This is a genomic window from Stenotrophomonas sp. SY1, assembly GCF_021202945.1.
In the GTDB taxonomy this organism is placed as follows: domain Bacteria; phylum Pseudomonadota; class Gammaproteobacteria; order Xanthomonadales; family Xanthomonadaceae; genus Stenotrophomonas.
In genome coordinates, this window is sequence record NZ_JAJOYR010000001.1 from 1,476,016 (window position 1) to 1,492,813 (window position 16,798).

General features: G+C 65.2%; 11 protein-coding genes. 8 read left to right on the forward strand and 3 right to left on the reverse strand.

What is annotated here, in order from left to right; translation table 11 throughout:
- Positions 1-38 precede the first annotated feature (38 nt).
- From prpC to pbpC, 6 genes are all read left to right on the forward strand, one after another.
- Positions 39-1,196, forward strand: a complete 1,158-nt coding sequence (prpC, locus tag LR961_RS06030; protein WP_232147515.1) for a 2-methylcitrate synthase — start codon at positions 39-41, stop codon at positions 1,194-1,196.
- A 249-nt stretch (positions 1,197-1,445) separates the two neighbouring features.
- Positions 1,446-4,061 carry a Fe/S-dependent 2-methylisocitrate dehydratase AcnD gene (gene acnD, locus LR961_RS06035; RefSeq protein ID WP_232147516.1) on the forward strand — a complete coding sequence of 872 codons (2,616 nt, stop codon included), beginning with the start codon at positions 1,446-1,448 and terminating at the stop codon, positions 4,059-4,061.
- Positions 4,062-4,288: 227 nt separating this feature from the next.
- On the forward strand, positions 4,289-4,669 hold the full coding sequence (locus tag LR961_RS06040) for an endonuclease domain-containing protein (protein ID WP_232147517.1): 381 nt from the start codon (positions 4,289-4,291) through the stop codon (positions 4,667-4,669).
- A gap of 121 nt (positions 4,670-4,790) precedes the next feature.
- A complete protein-coding gene (gene prpF, locus LR961_RS06045; RefSeq protein WP_232147518.1) occupies positions 4,791-5,984 on the forward strand; it encodes a 2-methylaconitate cis-trans isomerase PrpF in 1,194 nt (397 codons plus the stop codon).
- 142 nt (positions 5,985-6,126) lie between these two features.
- Complete coding sequence (locus tag LR961_RS06050) at positions 6,127-11,034, forward strand: alpha-2-macroglobulin (protein WP_232149225.1); 4,908 nt, start codon at positions 6,127-6,129, stop codon at positions 11,032-11,034.
- 294 nt (positions 11,035-11,328) lie between these two features.
- Complete coding sequence (gene pbpC / locus LR961_RS06055) at positions 11,329-13,671, forward strand: penicillin-binding protein 1C (protein ID WP_232149231.1); 2,343 nt, start codon at positions 11,329-11,331, stop codon at positions 13,669-13,671.
- A 116-nt stretch (positions 13,672-13,787) separates the two neighbouring features.
- On the opposite strand, the gene LR961_RS06060 is transcribed toward pbpC, so the two are convergent.
- Genes LR961_RS06060 through LR961_RS06070 form a run of 3 tightly spaced genes read right to left on the reverse strand, consistent with a single transcriptional unit; the run spans position 13,788 to position 15,102 of the window.
- A complete protein-coding gene (locus LR961_RS06060) occupies positions 13,788-13,985 on the reverse strand; it encodes a hypothetical protein (protein ID WP_232147519.1) in 198 nt (65 codons plus the stop codon).
- Between the two features lie 29 nt (positions 13,986-14,014).
- Positions 14,015-14,593, reverse strand: coding sequence for a ferritin-like domain-containing protein (locus LR961_RS06065; RefSeq protein ID WP_232147520.1), 579 nt, complete (start codon positions 14,591-14,593; stop codon positions 14,015-14,017).
- Between the two features lie 26 nt (positions 14,594-14,619).
- On the reverse strand, positions 14,620-15,102 hold the full coding sequence (locus tag LR961_RS06070; protein WP_232147521.1) for a peroxiredoxin: 483 nt from the start codon (positions 15,100-15,102) through the stop codon (positions 14,620-14,622).
- A 152-nt stretch (positions 15,103-15,254) separates the two neighbouring features.
- On the opposite strand from LR961_RS06070, the gene LR961_RS06075 reads away from it, so the two are divergent.
- Together LR961_RS06075 and LR961_RS06080 are read left to right on the forward strand one after the other, a co-directional pair.
- Complete coding sequence (locus LR961_RS06075) at positions 15,255-15,683, forward strand: Hsp20/alpha crystallin family protein (RefSeq protein ID WP_232147522.1); 429 nt, start codon at positions 15,255-15,257, stop codon at positions 15,681-15,683.
- Between the two features lie 128 nt (positions 15,684-15,811).
- On the forward strand, positions 15,812-16,693 hold the full coding sequence (locus tag LR961_RS06080; protein WP_232147523.1) for a DnaJ C-terminal domain-containing protein: 882 nt from the start codon (positions 15,812-15,814) through the stop codon (positions 16,691-16,693).
- Positions 16,694-16,798: the final 105 nt, after the last annotated feature.

A 16,798-nucleotide genomic window follows, 5' to 3' on the forward strand; every position in this document is an offset into this window, starting at 1 on the left:
GGGGCTTCCACATCCTGCATCTGATCGAGGTTCACACCATGTCTGAATCCACCGCCGCACCGGCGTTCAAGCCGAAGAAGTCCGTCGCCCTGTCCGGCACCGCCGCAGGCAACACCGCGCTGTGTACCGTCGGCCGTAGCGGCAACGACCTGCACTATCGCGGCTACGACATCCTGGACCTGGCCAACACCAGCGAGTTCGAGGAAATCGCTCACCTGCTGGTGCATGGCAAGCTGCCGAACAAGGCTGAACTGCGTGCCTACAAGGCCAAGTTGAAGGCGCTGCGTGGCATCCCGGCGGCGGTCAAGGCCGCGCTGGAAGAGCTGCCGCCGTCGGCGCACCCGATGGACGTGATGCGCACCGGCGTGTCGGTGATGGGCTGCGTGTCGCCGGAGAAGGACGACCACAACCACCCGGGCGCGCGCGACATCGCCGACAAGCTGATGGCTTCGCTCGGCTCGATGCTGCTGTACTGGTACCACTGGAGCCACAACGGCAAGGTCATCGACGTGGAAACCGACGATGACTCCATCGGCGGTCACTTCCTGCACCTGCTGCACGGCGAGCAGCCGCGCGAGTCGTGGGTCAAGGCGATGCACACCAGCCTGATCCTGTACGCAGAGCACGAGTTCAACGCTTCGACCTTTGCCTGCCGCGTCATCGCCGGCACCGGCAGCGACATGTACAGCGCCATCACCGGCGGCATCGGCGCACTGCGCGGGCCCAAGCACGGTGGTGCCAACGAAGTCGCCTTCGAAGTGCAGAAGCGTTACGAAACGCCGGATGAGGCCGAGGCCGACATCAAGGCACGCGTGGAGCGCAAGGAAGTGGTCATCGGCTTCGGTCACCCGGTCTACACCGTGTCCGATCCGCGCAACAAGGTGATCAAGGACGTCTCGCGCGAGCTGTCGGCCGAGCAGGAAAACATGAAGATGTACGACATCGCCGAGCGTCTGGAGACGGTGATGTGGGACATCAAGAAGATGTTCCCGAACCTGGATTGGTTCAGTGCCGTCAGCTACCACATGATGGGCGTGCCGACCGCGATGTTCACCCCGCTGTTCGTGATCGCACGTACCGCCGGTTGGAGCGCGCACATCATCGAGCAGCGCATCGACGGCAAGATCATCCGCCCGAGCGCGAACTACACCGGCCCGGAAGACCAGACCTTCGTGCCGTTGGACAAGCGCGCGTAAGGCGCGAGTGCAAGATCGATCCTGAGCCCCTCTCCCGCCTGCGGGAGAGGGGTTGGGGTGAGGGGAAGCTTCTGACAGGCGATGCCCGCTGCCAGACGCTTCCCACATCCGCCCTTCGGGCACCTTCCCCCGCAGGCGGGAGAAGGGAGCCTCCAGATTCCAAGTGTTGCTGTGGGATTGCTGAGATCGCGTGCATCCGCGAGCAATCCACCGCAAACACCAGCAAGCCCAGACCCTCACAGGCCAGCCATGAACACCGATTACCGCAAGCATCTTCCCGGCAGCAAGCTGGACTATTTCGACGCGCAGGCCGCTGTCGAGGCGATCGCGCCCGGCGCCTACGCCACGCTGCCGTACACCTCGCGCGTGCTGGCCGAAAACCTGGTGCGCCGCTGCAACCCGGCCACGCTGACCGATTCGCTCAAGCAGCTGATCGAACGCAAGCGCGACCTCGATTTCCCGTGGTTCCCGGCCCGCGTGGTGTGCCACGACATCCTCGGCCAGACCGCGTTGGTCGATCTGGCCGGTTTGCGTGATGCCATCGCCGACAAGGGCGGTGATCCGGCCAAGGTCAATCCGGTGGTGCCGGTGCAGTTGATCGTGGATCACTCGCTGGCGGTGGAGTGCGGTGGCTACGATCCGGATGCGTTCGCCAAGAACCGCGCCATCGAAGACCGTCGCAACGAAGACCGCTTCCACTTCATCGACTGGACCAAGCTGGCCTTCGAGAACGTGGACGTGATCCCGCCGGGCAACGGCATCATGCACCAGATCAATCTGGAGAAAATGTCGCCGGTGATCTACCAGCAGGGCGGCGTGGCATTCCCGGATACCTGCGTGGGCACCGACAGCCATACCCCGCATGTCGATGCGCTGGGCGTGATCGCCATCGGCGTGGGTGGCCTGGAAGCAGAGAACGTGATGCTCGGCCGTGCGTCGTGGATGCGCCTGCCCGACATCATCGGCGTCAAGCTGACCGGCAAGCCGCAGCCCAACATCACTGCCACCGACGTGGTGCTGGCGCTCACCGAATTCCTGCGCAAGGAACGCGTGGTGGGTGCGTGGCTGGAGTTCTTCGGTGAAGGTGCGGCGGCGCTGACCATCGGCGACCGCGCCACCATTTCCAACATGTGCCCGGAGTACGGCGCGACGGCGGCGATGTTCTACATCGACCAGCAGACCATCGACTACCTGCGCCTGACCGGCCGCGAGGAAGCACAGCTGGAGCTGGTCGAGAGCTACGCAAAGACCACCGGCCTGTGGGCCGACGCGTTGGTCACTGCAGAGTACGAGCGGGTGCTGGAGTTCGATCTGTCCAGCGTCGTGCGCAACATGGCCGGCCCCAGCAATCCGCACAAGCGTCTGCCGGTGTCGGACCTGGCTGAGCGGGGCATCGCTGACGAAGCCAAGCTCGAATCGGGCAAGGCTGAGGAAGCGCAGGGGCTGATGCCCGATGGCGCGGTGATCATTGCTGCCATCACCAGCTGCACCAATACCTCCAATCCGCGAAACGTGATTGCTGCCGCACTGCTGGCGCGCAATGCCAATGCGCGTGGTTTGATCCGCAAGCCGTGGGTGAAGTCGTCGCTGGCGCCGGGCTCCAAGGCGGTGCAGCTGTACCTGGAGGAATCCGGCCTGCTGCCGGACCTGGAAAAACTGGGCTTCGGCATCGTCGCCTTCGCCTGCACCACGTGCAACGGCATGAGCGGTGCGTTGGACCCGAAGATCCAGCAGGAAATCATTGATCGCGATCTGTACTCGACTGCGGTGTTGTCGGGCAACCGCAACTTCGATGGCCGTATCCATCCGTATGCCAAGCAGGCCTTCCTGGCATCGCCGCCATTGGTGATCGCCTATGCCATTGCCGGCACCGTGCGTTTCGACATCGAGAAGGACGTGCTGGGCATCGATGCCGAGGGCAACGAAGTGCGCCTGAAGGACATCTGGCCGAGCGATGCGGAAATTGATGCGGTGGTGAAGGCCTCGGTCAAGCCGGAGCAGTTCCGCAGCGTCTACAACCCGATGTTCAACGTGCGCGTCGAGCATGGCGAGAAGGTCAGCCCGTTGTACGACTGGCGCCCGCAGAGCACCTATATCCGCCGTCCGCCGTATTGGGAGGGTGCATTGGCCGGTGAGCGTACGTTGCGTGGCATGCGCCCGCTGGCGGTGCTGCCGGACAACATCACCACCGACCACCTGTCGCCGTCGAACGCGATCCTGCTGTCCAGCGCGGCCGGTGAATACCTGGCCAAGATGGGCCTGCCGGAAGAAGACTTCAATTCCTACGCCACCCATCGCGGCGATCACCTCACCGCGCAGCGCGCCACGTTTGCCAACCCGAAGCTGTTCAACGAAATGGTGCGCAACGAAGACGGCAGCGTGAAGCAGGGCTCGCTGGCGCGCGTGGAGCCGGAAGGCAAGGTCATGCGCATGTGGGAGGCGATCGAGACCTACATGGAGCGCAAGCAGCCGCTGATCATCATTGCCGGCGCCGACTACGGCCAGGGCAGCTCGCGCGACTGGGCGGCCAAGGGTGTGCGTCTGGCGGGTGTGGAGGCGATTGCGGCCGAAGGCTTCGAACGCATCCATCGCACCAACCTGATCGGCATGGGCGTGTTGCCGCTGGAGTTCAAGCCGGGCACCGACCGCAATACGCTGGGCATCGACGGCACCGAAACCTACGACGTGCAGGGCCTGCGTACGCCGCGCGCCGAGCTGTCGCTGGTGATCAACCGCCGTGACGGCACGGTGCTGAAAGTGCCGGTGACCTGCCGTTTGGATTCGGACGAAGAAGTTGCGATCTACGAAGCTGGCGGCGTGTTGCAGCGGTTTGCGCAGGATTTTCTGGAGGGTTCGGTTGCGTGAAGTAAAGCCTCACCCTCTCCCCCAACCCCTCTCCCGTGAAGGGAGAGGGGAGTAGCGATCAAGCTGCTGCGCGAGAACTGTAAGGCTGCATGAATCCAAAGCCCCTCTCCCCTTGTGGGGTGAGAGGGGCAGCCTACGAACCACCGGTTCGTTGCCCATCGAACGCCCTTGCGCAAGGGCCGGGGCGCGGAGCGGGGGTTGGGGAGGGGGCAAAGGAGGCCCCGGTCATGCAGAAACTAAAGTTCGCAAAACAGCTGCGCAGGAACATGACCGACGCCGAACAACTGCTCTGGCGTCACCTTCGAGCCCACCGGCTGCTCGGGCAGAAGTTTCGCCGCCAGCAGCCGTTGGGCCCATACATCGTGGACTTCGTGCATTTCGGTGTACGGGTGATCGTGGAAGCGGATGGAGGGCAGCACAACCAGAGCTCGCGTGATGCTGTACGCGATGCTTGGTTGAAATCGCAGGGCTTCAAGGTGCTGCGATTCTGGAACAACGAGATTCTGGGAGAGTGTGAAGCGGTGCTAGAGGTGATTCTCAAGACGGTGAGCACCCTCTCCCCCAGCCCCTCTCCCGTGAAGGGAGAGGGGGGCAAGAGTGGTTCATGACGTCGGTAGAAATGCCGGCACTCGCTGTAAACAAAAAGCCCCTCTCCCCTCGCGGGAGAGGGGTTGGGGAGAGGGGGCTGATCCCATGCCCACAACCCAACAACCCAAGGAAACCGACTCAATGTCCCGCGCCCCCCAGATCAAGATCCCCGCCACCTACATGCGCGGCGGCACTTCCAAAGGCGTGTTCTTCCGCCTGGAAGACCTGCCGACCAGCGCGCAGGTGCCGGGCGCGGCACGTGACCATCTGCTGCAGCGGGTGATCGGGTCGCCCGATCCCTATGCCAAGCAAACCGATGGCATGGGCGGTGCGACATCCAGCACCAGCAAATGCGTGATCGTCTCGCCCAGCAGCAAGCCCGATCACGATATCGACTATCTGTACGGCCAAGTGTCCATCGATACCGATTTCGTCGACTGGTCCGGCAACTGCGGCAATCTGTCCACCGGTGCGGGTGCGTTCGCACTGCATGCCGGCTATGTCGATGCGTCGCGCGTGCCGGAGAACGGCATCTGCGCGGTGCGTATCTGGCAGGCCAACATCAACAAGACCATCATCGCGCACGTGCCGGTCAGCAATGGCCAGGTACAGGAAACCGGTGACTTCGAACTGGATGGGGTGACCTTCCCGGCGGCGGAGATCGTGCTGGAGTTCATCGATCCGGCCGACGAGGGTGAAGGCGAGGGTGGCGGTGCGATGTTCCCGACCGGCAACCTCGTGGACGCACTGGAGGTGCCGGGCGTCGGTACGTTGCAGGCAACCATGATCACTGCCGGCATCCCGACCGTGTTCGTCAACGCCGAAGAAATTGGCTACCAGGGCACCGAACTGCAGCCGGCAATCAATGAGGACAAGGTCGCATTGGCGAAGCTTGAAGCCATCCGCGTGGCCGGTGCGCTGCGCATGGGCCTGATCAAGGCGCCGGAAGAAGCACTCAAGCGCCAGCACACGCCGAAGGTGGTGTTCGTCAACCGTGCCCTGGATTACACCAGCTCGGCAGGAAAGGGCGTCCTCGCCGGTGAGATCGACCTCAACGCACGTGCGATGTCGATGGGTAAATTGCACCACGCGATGATGGGTACCGCTTCGGTGGCCATTGCCACGGCGGCCGCGGTGCCGGGCACGCTGGTGAACCAGGCAGCCGGCGGCGGCCAGCGCAACGCGGTGCGCTTCGGCCATCCGTCCGGCACGCTGCGCGTCGGTGCCGAGGTGTCGCTGGTGGATGGTCAATGGACCGTGACCAAGGCAGTGATGAGCCGCAGCGCACGCATTCTCATGGAAGGCTGGGTTCGCGTGCCGGGCGACGCATTCTGAAATTTCCGGCCCGCTGCTCCGGTGGCGGGCAGAACCTGGGTGCCGCGTTTTTGATCTCAGAACATCCGACGCGCACACAAGGGCATTACTGACGGCTGGTTATACTCGGCGCCATCTGCTGGAGAACGCCATGGGTAACAGGATGTCGGTGCGTATGCGGTGGGCGGCGGTCGCTTTGGCGGCGCTGGCCCTGGTTGCAGGATGCAAGAGGAACGAAACCGGCCAGCTGCCCGGTGCGACCGGCGAGGCCATCGTCGCCAAGCAGGAAGAGGTCAAGGGCTTCGCGATGTTGCGGGCCTGGCCGGACCAGCAGCGCGGTGACGGGCTGGCCCTGGCGGTGGAGTTCTCGCGCCCGCTGGTCGGCACCCAGGACTTCGACAAGCTGCTGCGTTTCGAGGAAAAGGTCGGCACCGAGGAGAGCAGCTGGTCGCTGTCCGATGACGGCAAGACCCTGCGCTATCCCTACGTGGAAGCGGCCAAGGAATACACCCTGATCATTTCGCCGGACCTGCTGGCTGCCGACGGCAGCCGGCTGGGTACGGAAGTGAAGCAGAAGGTCTTCACCGGCGAGCTGGATCCGGCGGTGGGCTTTGCCTCGCAGGGCAGCGTGCTGCCGGCCAAGGACAGCCGCGGCCTGCCGGTGGTATCGGTGAACGTGCCGGAGGTGGACGTCGAGTTCCTGCGCGTGCGCGAGAAAGACCTGCCAACCTTCTTCAGCCAGTACCAGCGCGGCGGCCGGCGTGGCAGCTGGGAGCTGGACAGCGAGTACAGCGAACGCACCCCCTTGTCCAAGCTGGCCGAGCCGGTCTACGTGAACCGTTTTGTGCTCGGCGGCAAGCAGAACGAACGCGTGCTGACCTACCTGCCGATCCAGGAAGTGAAGGAGCTGCAGCAGCCCGGCCTGTACTTCGCGGTGATGAAGCGCACCGGCAGTTTCGACAGCGAGTACGACACCGCATTCTTTACCGTCAGCGACATCGGCCTGCACACGCGCGCCTACAAGGACACGCTGTTCGTGCACACCGCCTCGCTGGCCAATGGCGCCGCAGCGAAGAAGGTGGAGCTGAAGGTCATCGATGCCAAGGGCGAGGTGGTGCTCAAGGGCCAGACCGACGCCAACGGCAACGCGCTGCTCAACTACACGCTGGACGCGGCGCACGTGCTGGTCGCCTCCAGTGGCAGCGACACCACGATGCTGCCGTTCAACCAGCCGGCGCTGGACCTGAGCGAGTTCGCCGTGGCTGGCCGCCAGAACGCCAATTTCGACGTGTTCGCCTGGTCCGGCCGGGATCTGTACCGCCCCGGCGAGACCGTGCGCGTGTCGGCATTGCTGCGCGACAACGATGGCAAGCCGCTTGCCGGCCCGGCCAAGGGCGGGCATCCGGTATTCCTGCGGCTCAAGCAGCCTGACGGCAAGACTTTCCGCGAAACCCGCCTGCAGGCTGGTGAGCAGGGTTACTTCTCGTTCGAGCAGACCATTCCCGTGGAAGCACCGACCGGTCGCTGGCAGGTGGAATTCCGTACCGACCCGGGCAGCAAGGAGGCGGTGCAGGGCATGACCCTGCGCATCGAGGAATTCCTGCCCGAGCGCATGAAGCTGGATCTGAACAGCGCGCAGAAGACGCTCAAGCCCGGCGAGCCACTCAAGCTGCAGGCCGACGCGGCGTATCTGTACGGCGCGCCCGCCGACGGCAACCGCTTCACTGCGCGTTTGGCGGTGGCGGTGGAGCAGCATCCGCTCGAATCGATGCCGGGCTGGTTCTTCGGTGACCCGACAGTGCAGCTGCCGCGCGAAGCCAACGACGTGATCGACACCACGCTGCCGGCCGACGGCAAGCTGCGCCAGGATGTCGCCCTCCCGGCCGAGGCGGGCAAGGGCACCACGGTTTCGGCATTGCTGTCCGGCAGCGTCTATGAAACCGGTGGCCGCACCGTGACCCGCACGCTCAAGCGCGTGTTGTGGCCTGCGCCGGCGCTGGTGGCGGTGCGTCCGTTGTTCAACGACGCCGATGGTGCCGATGCCAACGCCAATGCCGGCTTTGAACTGACGCGCGTGGATGCCGACGGCAAGCCGCAGCCGGGCAAGGGGCTGAAGGTCACGCTGGTGCGCGAGCTGCGCGATTACCACTGGACCTACACCGACAGCCGTTGGGATTACGACTTCACCCGTCGTTTCGAGAACAAGGAAACCCGCACGCTCGACGCCGGTGCTACCTCGGCCAGATTCGACTTCCCGGTGGAGTGGGGCGAGTACCGGGTGGATGTGTTCGACCCGGCTACCGGCCTGACCATGCGCTATCCGTTCCGCGCCGGCTGGAGCTGGGACGACGACAACCGGGGCCTGGACGCGCGTCCTGACAAGGTCAAGCTGGCGCTGGACAAGACCGCTTACCGGGCCGGTGACACGCTCAAGGTGACGGTGACACCGCCGCATGCCGGCCGTGGCCTGCTGATGGTCGAGAGCGACCACATGCTGTACGTGCAGGACATCGACGCCAAGCCCGGCAGTACCTTTGAAATTCCGGTCACCAAGGACTGGGAGCGGCATGACGTCTACGTCACCGCGCTGGTGTTCCGTGGCGGCAGCGCACCGAGCAGGATCACCCCGGCGCGTGCGGTCGGCGTGGTGCATGTGGCGATGGATCGCGGCAATCGTCGTGTGGCGGTAGGCGTGGTCGCACCGAAGCAGATGCGTCCCGAGCAACCGATGACGGTGACGGTCAGCGCACCGGAACTGGCCGGCAAGCCGGCGCATGTCACTGTGTCGGCCGTGGACGTGGGCATTCTCAACATCACCCGCTTCGCGGTGCCGGATGCGCCGGCGCACTTCTTCGCGCAGCGGCGCCTGGGCGTGGATGCGTATGACATCTACGGGCGGGTGATCGAAAGCTTCGAGGGCAACAACGGCAAGCTCAAGTTCGGCGGCGACATGGCGTTGGCGGCATTGCCGCAGGCCAAGCGCCCCACCGCGCGCGTGCAGACCGTGGACCTGTTCTCCGGGCCGGTGGCGCTGGATGCCAAGGGCAATGCGCGTATCCGCCTGCCGGTGCCGGATTTCAACGGCACGCTGCGGGTTTCGGCGCTGGTCTATGCCGACGACCGTTACGGCAACCGCGATGTGGAGACGCTGGTGCGAGCGCCGATCCTGGCCGAAGCCAGCATGCCGCGGGTAATGGCGCCGGGCGACCGCAGCACCGTCACGCTGGACGTGCAGAACTTCACCGGCAAGCCGGGCGAGTTCTCGGTGCGGGTGGACGGCGAAGGCCCGCTGGGCATCGGCGAATCCGCGCGCAAGGTGCAGCTGGCCGCGGATGCCAAGAGCACGCTGAGCTTTCCGCTGAGCGCGCAGGAAGGCTACAGCGTGGCCAAGGTGCGGGTGCGGGTGGATGGCAACGGTTTCAAGGTGGACCGCCGCTACGACCTGCCGGTGCGCGCGGCGTGGCCGCAGGTGCTGCGTTCGCAGACGCGCACGCTGGACCCATTGGCGGCGATCACGCTGGACAGTGATTTCGCCAGCGGCCTGATGGCCGGTTCGGTCAATGCGCGCATGCTGGTCAGCGCCTTGCCGCCGATCCCGTTCGCATCGGCGTTGCAGGGCGCATTGAACTATCCGTACGGTTGCGCGGAACAGACCACCAGCAAAGGCTACGCAGCGCTGATGCTGGACCAGGCCACGTCGGCCATGCTCGGTGCCGATGGGCTGGATGCCAAGGCACGTCGCGAGCGCATGGAAGGCGCGTTCGGGCGGCTGGCCTCGATGCAGGTGGCCAACGGCAACTTCTCGATGTGGGGTGACGATGACTACATCAATCCGGCGCTGACGCCCTACATCGCCGAGTTCCTGCTCGACGCCAAGGACGCCGGTTTCGCCGTGCCGGAGAACGTGCTGCAGAAGGCGCTCAACCGGATCAGCGAGGACCTGCTCAGTGGTGGCAACCAGTTCTACGGGCAGGACCGCCGCGATGCATTGAAGTTCGCCAACCAGGCCTATTCGGGCTACGTGCTGGCACGGGTCAACCGGGCACCGTTGGGCACGCTGCGCACGTTGTGGGACAACGAACGCAGCAAGGCGGTGTCGGGCCTGTCGCTGGTGCATCTGGGCGTGGCGCTGTCGCTGCAGGGCGATGGCAAGCGCGGCCAGGCGGCGATCGCGGCCGGGTTCGCCAAGCCCACGGCGGACCGCCCCTCGTACTTCGGCGACTACGGCAGCCCGTTGCGGGATGACGCGCTGATGATCGCGCTGCTGCACGAGCGTGGCCTGTCCAAGCCGGAATACGATGCGCGCGCGGTGAGCCTCGGCCGCGAGCTGGATGCACGTCGCAACAGCGGCTGGCTGTGGCTGAGCACCCAGGAGCAGGTGGCACTGGCGCGGCTGGGCAAGGCGTTGATGGTCAACCAGAAGAAGCTGGTGTCCGGTGAACTGGCCGTCGGCGGCAATGTCGAGAGCATCGATGCACGCAAGGTGTTCGCGCGTGTGTTCGATACGGCCCAGCTGGCGCAGGGGGTGCGTTTCTCGCCGCAGGGCGAGGCGCCGATGTTCGCCAGCCTGGAAGTTGCGGGCATCCCGCGCCAGGCACCGGCACCGGACAACACCCACATCGGCATCGAACGCAGCTGGTACGGCACCGACGGCAAGCCGTGGACGCCGCGCTCGTTGAAGGAAGGCGAGGCCTTGATCGTGCGACTGTCCATCACCGCGAACACGGCAATGCCCGACGCGCTGGTGACCGATCTGCTGCCCGCTGGCCTGGAGATCGAGAACTTCAACCTAGGCGATGCCAAGCAGTGGGCCGACGTGGTGGTGGACGGCGTGGATATCAGCGACCGCTCGCGCGCGGCCGACGTCAAGCACGAAGAGTTCCGTGATGACCGCTACGTGGCCGCGCTGAATCTCTCGCGTGGCAGCACCGCACACGTGTTCTACCTGGTGCGCGCGGTCACCCCCGGCACCTACACAGTGCCGCCGCCGCTGGCCGAGGACATGTACCGTCCTGACCTGCGCGGTGTGGGTCGCTCCAATCCGACCACGATCACGGTGGTGCAGCCGTAAGCGGGATGCTCCAGCTTTTCCCCCTCCCTTTGCCAAAGGCAAGGGGAGGGCCGGGGAGGGGTAAGCTCTCCCGTTACTTGTCTCCGGCAACGGCATCACGACAGCGCAGAGGCAATTCCAAGCGCGCCTCCGGCATTGCGTTCGCAGGCAGGATGGATTTGGCGATGCATCTCCTCCTTGCGATGGCCCCCGCCGCCATGCGACCCAGTCCGCTCCCACAACCACCCGGTCACGATTGAAGAACAGGTACGAGTGAACACGCGCGTCCAATGGCTGAAGAACGTTGGCACCCGCTTGCGCGCGGCTCTCACGCTCCGCAATCTGCGCTGGGGATTGGCAGGGCTGCTGGCCCTGCTGCTGGTGCTGGACCTGTCCTTCCCGCCGCCGCTGCCAAAATCGCGTGACACCAGCACCTTGGTGGTGGCCGCCGACGGCACGCCGCTGCGCGCCTTCGCCGATGCCGAAGGCGTGTGGCGTTACCCGGCCGACGCCAAATCCATCTCACCGCTGTATCTGCAGGCCTTGCTGACCTACGAGGACCGCTGGTTCTGGCGGCATCCGGGCATCAATCCGTGGGCGTTGCTGCGTGCCGGCAAGCAGATGCTGCTGGAGCGGCGCATTGTTTCCGGCGGCTCCACGCTGACCATGCAGGTGGCGCGCATCCTTGATCCGCATACGCGCACGCCGTGGGGCAAGCTCAAGCAGCTGCTGCGTGCGTTGCAGCTGGAAGCGCACCTGAGCAAGGCCGAAATTCTCAACCTGTACCTGCAACGCGCGCCTTACGGCGGTACCATCGAAGGCGTGGAGGCGGCCAGCTGGGCATATCTGGGCAAGTCCGCGGCACATCTGTCGCAGGCCGAGGCGGCGCTGCTGGCGGTGCTGCCGCAGTCACCGAGCCGGCTGCGGCCGGATCGTCACCCGGAAGCGGCCCAGCGTGCCCGCGACAAGGTCCTTTCGCGCATGAGCGAGCTGGGTGTGTGGTCGGCCGAGGACGTGGCCGACGCCCGCATCGAGCCGGTGGTGGCGCGCTCGCTGAAGCAACCGCTGCATGCCGCATTGCTCGCGCAGCGCCTGCACGGGCAACAGCCACGCGCGGCACATATCCGCACCACGCTGGACAGCGGCTTGCAGCGCACGCTGGAAGAGCGCGTGGCGGCCTACTTCTCGCAGCTGCCCGAACGTACCTCCGCCGCGCTGCTGGTGATGGACAACAACACTCTGGAAGCGCGGGCCTACGTCGGCTCGGTGGCGTTCGGTGACAAGCCGCGTCTGGGCCATGTGGACATGGTGCAGGCGTGGCGTTCGCCCGGTTCCACGCTCAAACCGTTCCTGTACGGCATGGCGCTGGACGATGGCCTGATCCATTCCGAAAGCCTGTTGGTCGATGCGCCGCAGAGTTTTGGCGGATACCGCCCGGGCAACTTCGACGCGGCATTCAACGGACCGATTGGGGTGGCCAGCGCGTTGCGGCTGTCCTTGAACGTGCCGTCGGTGGACCTGCTGGATCGCGTTGGGCCTGCGCGCTTCTCCGCGCGCCTGGCCAATGGCGGGGTGAGCCTGAAATTCCCGCACGGCGCCAAGCCGAATCTGGCGGTCATCCTCGGCGGCACCGGCGCACAGCTGGAAGGATTGGTGGGCGCGTTTTCTTCGTTCAATCGTGGCGGCATCGCCGGACGCGTGCGTTACACCGCGCAGGAGCCGAAGATCGAACGCAGGATGATGTCCGAAGGCGCGGCCTGGATCGTGCGTGACATCCTTGAATCCAATCCGCGTCCCGGTTACGGCGTGGGCACCTTCGACACCGGCAGCCGTCCGCGCGTGGCCTGGAAGACCGGCACCAGCTACGGCTACCGCGACGCCTGGGCGATCGGCAGCACGCGTCAATACACGGTGGGCGTGTGGGTGGGACGGCCGGACGGCACACCGTTGCCGGGCCAGTACGGCGCGGTCACCGCGTTGCCGCTGATGTTCGAGGTCATCGACAGCCTGCCGCGCCAGCCCGGCGACAACGCCACGCGCACGCCGCCGGCCAGCGTCAGCGAAGTGGAAATCTGCTGGCCGTTGGGCATTGCCGCCGAACAGACGCCAGCGGCGATGTGCCAGCGGCGTTTCCCGGCGATGGTGCTCGACGGCGTGGTGCCACCGACCTTCGCCGAACGCGATGCACGCTTGTGGCAATCGGGCAGGGTGCGTTTGCAGGTGGATGCGGATACCGGCAAGCGTGTCTCGGCCGGTTGCGAAGGGCATGACCGATTGGAAGATCGCGAAATCGCCCGCTGGCCGGCATTGGCGTCGCCGTGGTTGTCGGTGTCACAACGGCAGGCGCAGCAGTTGCCGCCGTTGGCCGACGGCTGCCCGGATGATGGGCGCCAGTCCGACGCGGTGCTGCATATCGACGGGCTCAACGACAAGGCAACGCTGGCGCGGCCGCCGGGTGCCACGCACGGCCCGCGTCTGCAACTGCGGGCGCTGGGCAGCGAGTCGTCGATCGAGTGGTTGCTGGACGGGCGGTGGATCGTGCAGACCCAGGGTGCCCGCGTGTTCGTGCGTGATTTTGATGAGCCCGGCGATCACACATTGACCGCACTGGCCGCGGACGGAACCTGGACGCGCGTTCGGTTCCGGGTGGTTCGGTAATAAGAACGCGGAGAGTGGCGAATGATCGTGCGCGGCCACGCGATCAGCGTACGAGCGGCTTCAGCCGCGAAGCTGGCATTTCTTCCGTTGTCAACGAAACCCGTAATCGCACATTGTCAGCGGACGCGCTTGGCAATGACTGATGCCGCATGAGCTTCGCGGCTGAAGCCGCTCCTACGGGAGGTGTCGGAATCTGTAGGAGCGGCGTGAGCCGCGAAGCTGATGTCCTTTCCGCCGTCAAAGAGGATCGCCACCACGCAATGTGAGCAGTCGGGCTTCGTATCGTCCGATAACGCATGAGCTTCGCGGCTCACGCCGCTCCTGCAGGAACAATGCGCGTGGTCTATTCGCCGATCCACCCGTCCAGCATGTCGGCGAAATCATCGGCGTGCTCTTCCTCCTGTGCCAGTATCTGCTCGAGGATGCGCTTGGTCGTGGTGTCCTTGTCGCCGATGAAATTGATCATCTCGCGATAGCTGTCGATGGCGATGCGCTCGGCGATCAGGTTCTCGCGGACCATATCGCGCAGGTTGCCGCCTTCGCGGTATTCGGCATGCGAGCGGGCGGTGAGGGTGTCCGGATCGAGATCCGGCTCACCGCCCAGCTGCACGATGCGTTCGGCAAGCAGGCCTGCGTGGGCCTGCTCCTGTTGCGCGTGCTCCAGGAATTCGGCCTTCACTGCATCGGCAAGCATGCCTCTGGCCATGTAGTAGTGCCGGTAGTAGCGCAGCACGCACACCCACTCGGTGGCCAACGCGTCGTTGAGCAGCTTGATCACCGCCTTGCGATCGGCGAGGTAGGTCGGGGTGACCGCGCCGTCCTCGATGCGCTTGCGTGCGTTGGTACGCAGGATCTTGCGATCGGTGATGCCGGCGGGCGGCGTGCTGGGTGACTTCGATCGGGTGGCGGGCTGTTTGCTCATGGCTGGCCATTCCTGTGGTTGGGATATCAGCTGGGCAGATGCTCCAGCACGTATTGGGCCGAGGAGACCTCGAACTGGCCGGGCTCCTCGATGTAACAACCGCGCACGATGCCGTCTTCGACATACAGCGCGAAACGACGCGAACGGATGCCCATGCCGGAGCTGGTTGCATCCAGTTCCAGGCCCAGCGCACGGGTCAGGTCGCCATTGCCGTCGGACAGCATCTGCAGGCCATCGGGTACCGATTGCGTTTTGGCCCAGGCCTGCATCACGAACGGATCATTGACCGCCACGCAGAACACTTCGATGCCACGGCTGCGGAACTGGTCGAACAGCTCAACGTAACCGGGCAGGTGGCGCGCCGAACAGGTTGGAGTGAATGCGCCGGGCACGGCGAACATCACCGCCTTGCGCCCGTCGAACAGCGTGTAGGTGTCAACCGTTTCCAGTCCCTCACGCAGACGCTTGAGGGTTACTTCCGGAATGCGGTCGCCAACTTTGATGGACATGCGGAACTCCTGAGCCTGAATTGCAGTTTAGTGATGGGGTGGAAGGGCAGCGTCAACGGCTTGAAAAGGCCACCTTCACACAACACCTCGTGGGCATGGGAACGGCAACGCCATTCCGGCCTGCCACTCCCGCAACCTTGCAGGAGGACATGATGAGCATCGTACGTTACCGCCAGTGGCCGACGCAGTCCGAGATCCGCCATCTGCTGGCACCGTTGCTGGAGACGCAGCCGTTGGCACGCGATGGCTGGGTGCCGGCGGTGGATATCCGCGAAGAACCCACGCAGTTCGTGCTGCTGGCCGATCTGCCCGGCGTGGAGCCGTCCAGTATTGACGTCCAGATGGACAAGGGTGTGCTATCGATCAAGGGCGAGCGCGCGGCGGCTGCCACGGCCGAGAATGGCTTGTTTGCCCGCAGCGAGCGTGGCCATGGCGCGTTCAACCGTCGTTTCACACTGCCCGATACCGCCGATGCCGAGGGCATCGTGGCGCGCAGTCACAACGGCGTGCTGGAAATCCGCATTCCCAAGCGCAGCGAGGCCGCGCCCCGGCGCATCCAGGTGGAGCAGGCCACCGCCTGAGCAGCGTGAGCATCTTTCCACCAGCGTGACCGTCGTGGCCCGTTAGAATGGCGCCACGGCGGTTGCCGGTTGCATGACGGCCCGTTGCCGAAAGGTGGCGGGCCTGACTTTTTTGCAGAGGTGTATGGATGGAATTCAAGGATTACTACGCAACGCTGGGCGTGGAACCCAGTGCCGGCGATGCCGAGATCAAGACCGCTTACCGGCGGCTGGCGCGCAAGTACCACCCGGACGTGAGCAAGGAGGCCGGGGCCGAGGACAAGTTCAAGGCCATCAACGAGGCCTACGAGGCGCTGCGTGACCCGGCCAAGCGCCAGGCCTACGACCAGCTGCGCGCGCAGGGCTACCGGCCAGGCGAGGAGTTCCACGCACCGCCCAACTTCGGTGGCGGCCAGGGCTTCGACTTCGAGGAAGTGTTTGGCGGCGGTGGCGCCGGTGGTGGCTTCAGCGATTTCTTCGAAAGCCTGTTCGCACGCCAGCGCGGTGGGCGCCCGCAGGGCGGCTTTGGTGGTGGTCCGCAGCCGATGCGCGATACCCGCGCCAAGCTCTCGGTACCGCTGGAAGCGGCCTACAACGGCGACAACCTGCGCATCACCGTCGACGGCAAGCAGCTGGACGTGCGCGTGCCCAAGGGCATCCGCCCGGGCCAGGTGATCCGCCTGGTCGGGCAGGGCAACGGCGGCGGCAACCTGATGCTGGAAGTGGAATACGCCGCGCATCCGCGTTTTGAAGTGGATGGCCGCAACATCCTGTACACCTTGCAGGTGACGCCATGGCAGGCGGCATTGGGCACCACCATCAGCGTGCCGACGCTGGGCGGTGCGGTGGAACTGAAGGTGCCGGCCGATTCGGACAGTGGCCGCAAGCTGCGCCTGCGCGGGCGCGGACTGCCTGGCAAGCCCGATGGCGACCAGATCGTCGAACTGGAAGTGGTTGCACCGGTGCCGAGCAACGAGGAGCAGCACGCGGCGTATCGCGAGCTGGCAAAGGCGTTCGGCGAGCAGATCTGAAGCTTCACGCGTAGTGCCGAGTCATGCTCGGCACGATTTGCCGGTAATGCCCCAGCGGAGCACGGCTCCGCTCTACAGGGGCGGGATGTAGTGCCGAGCAACGCT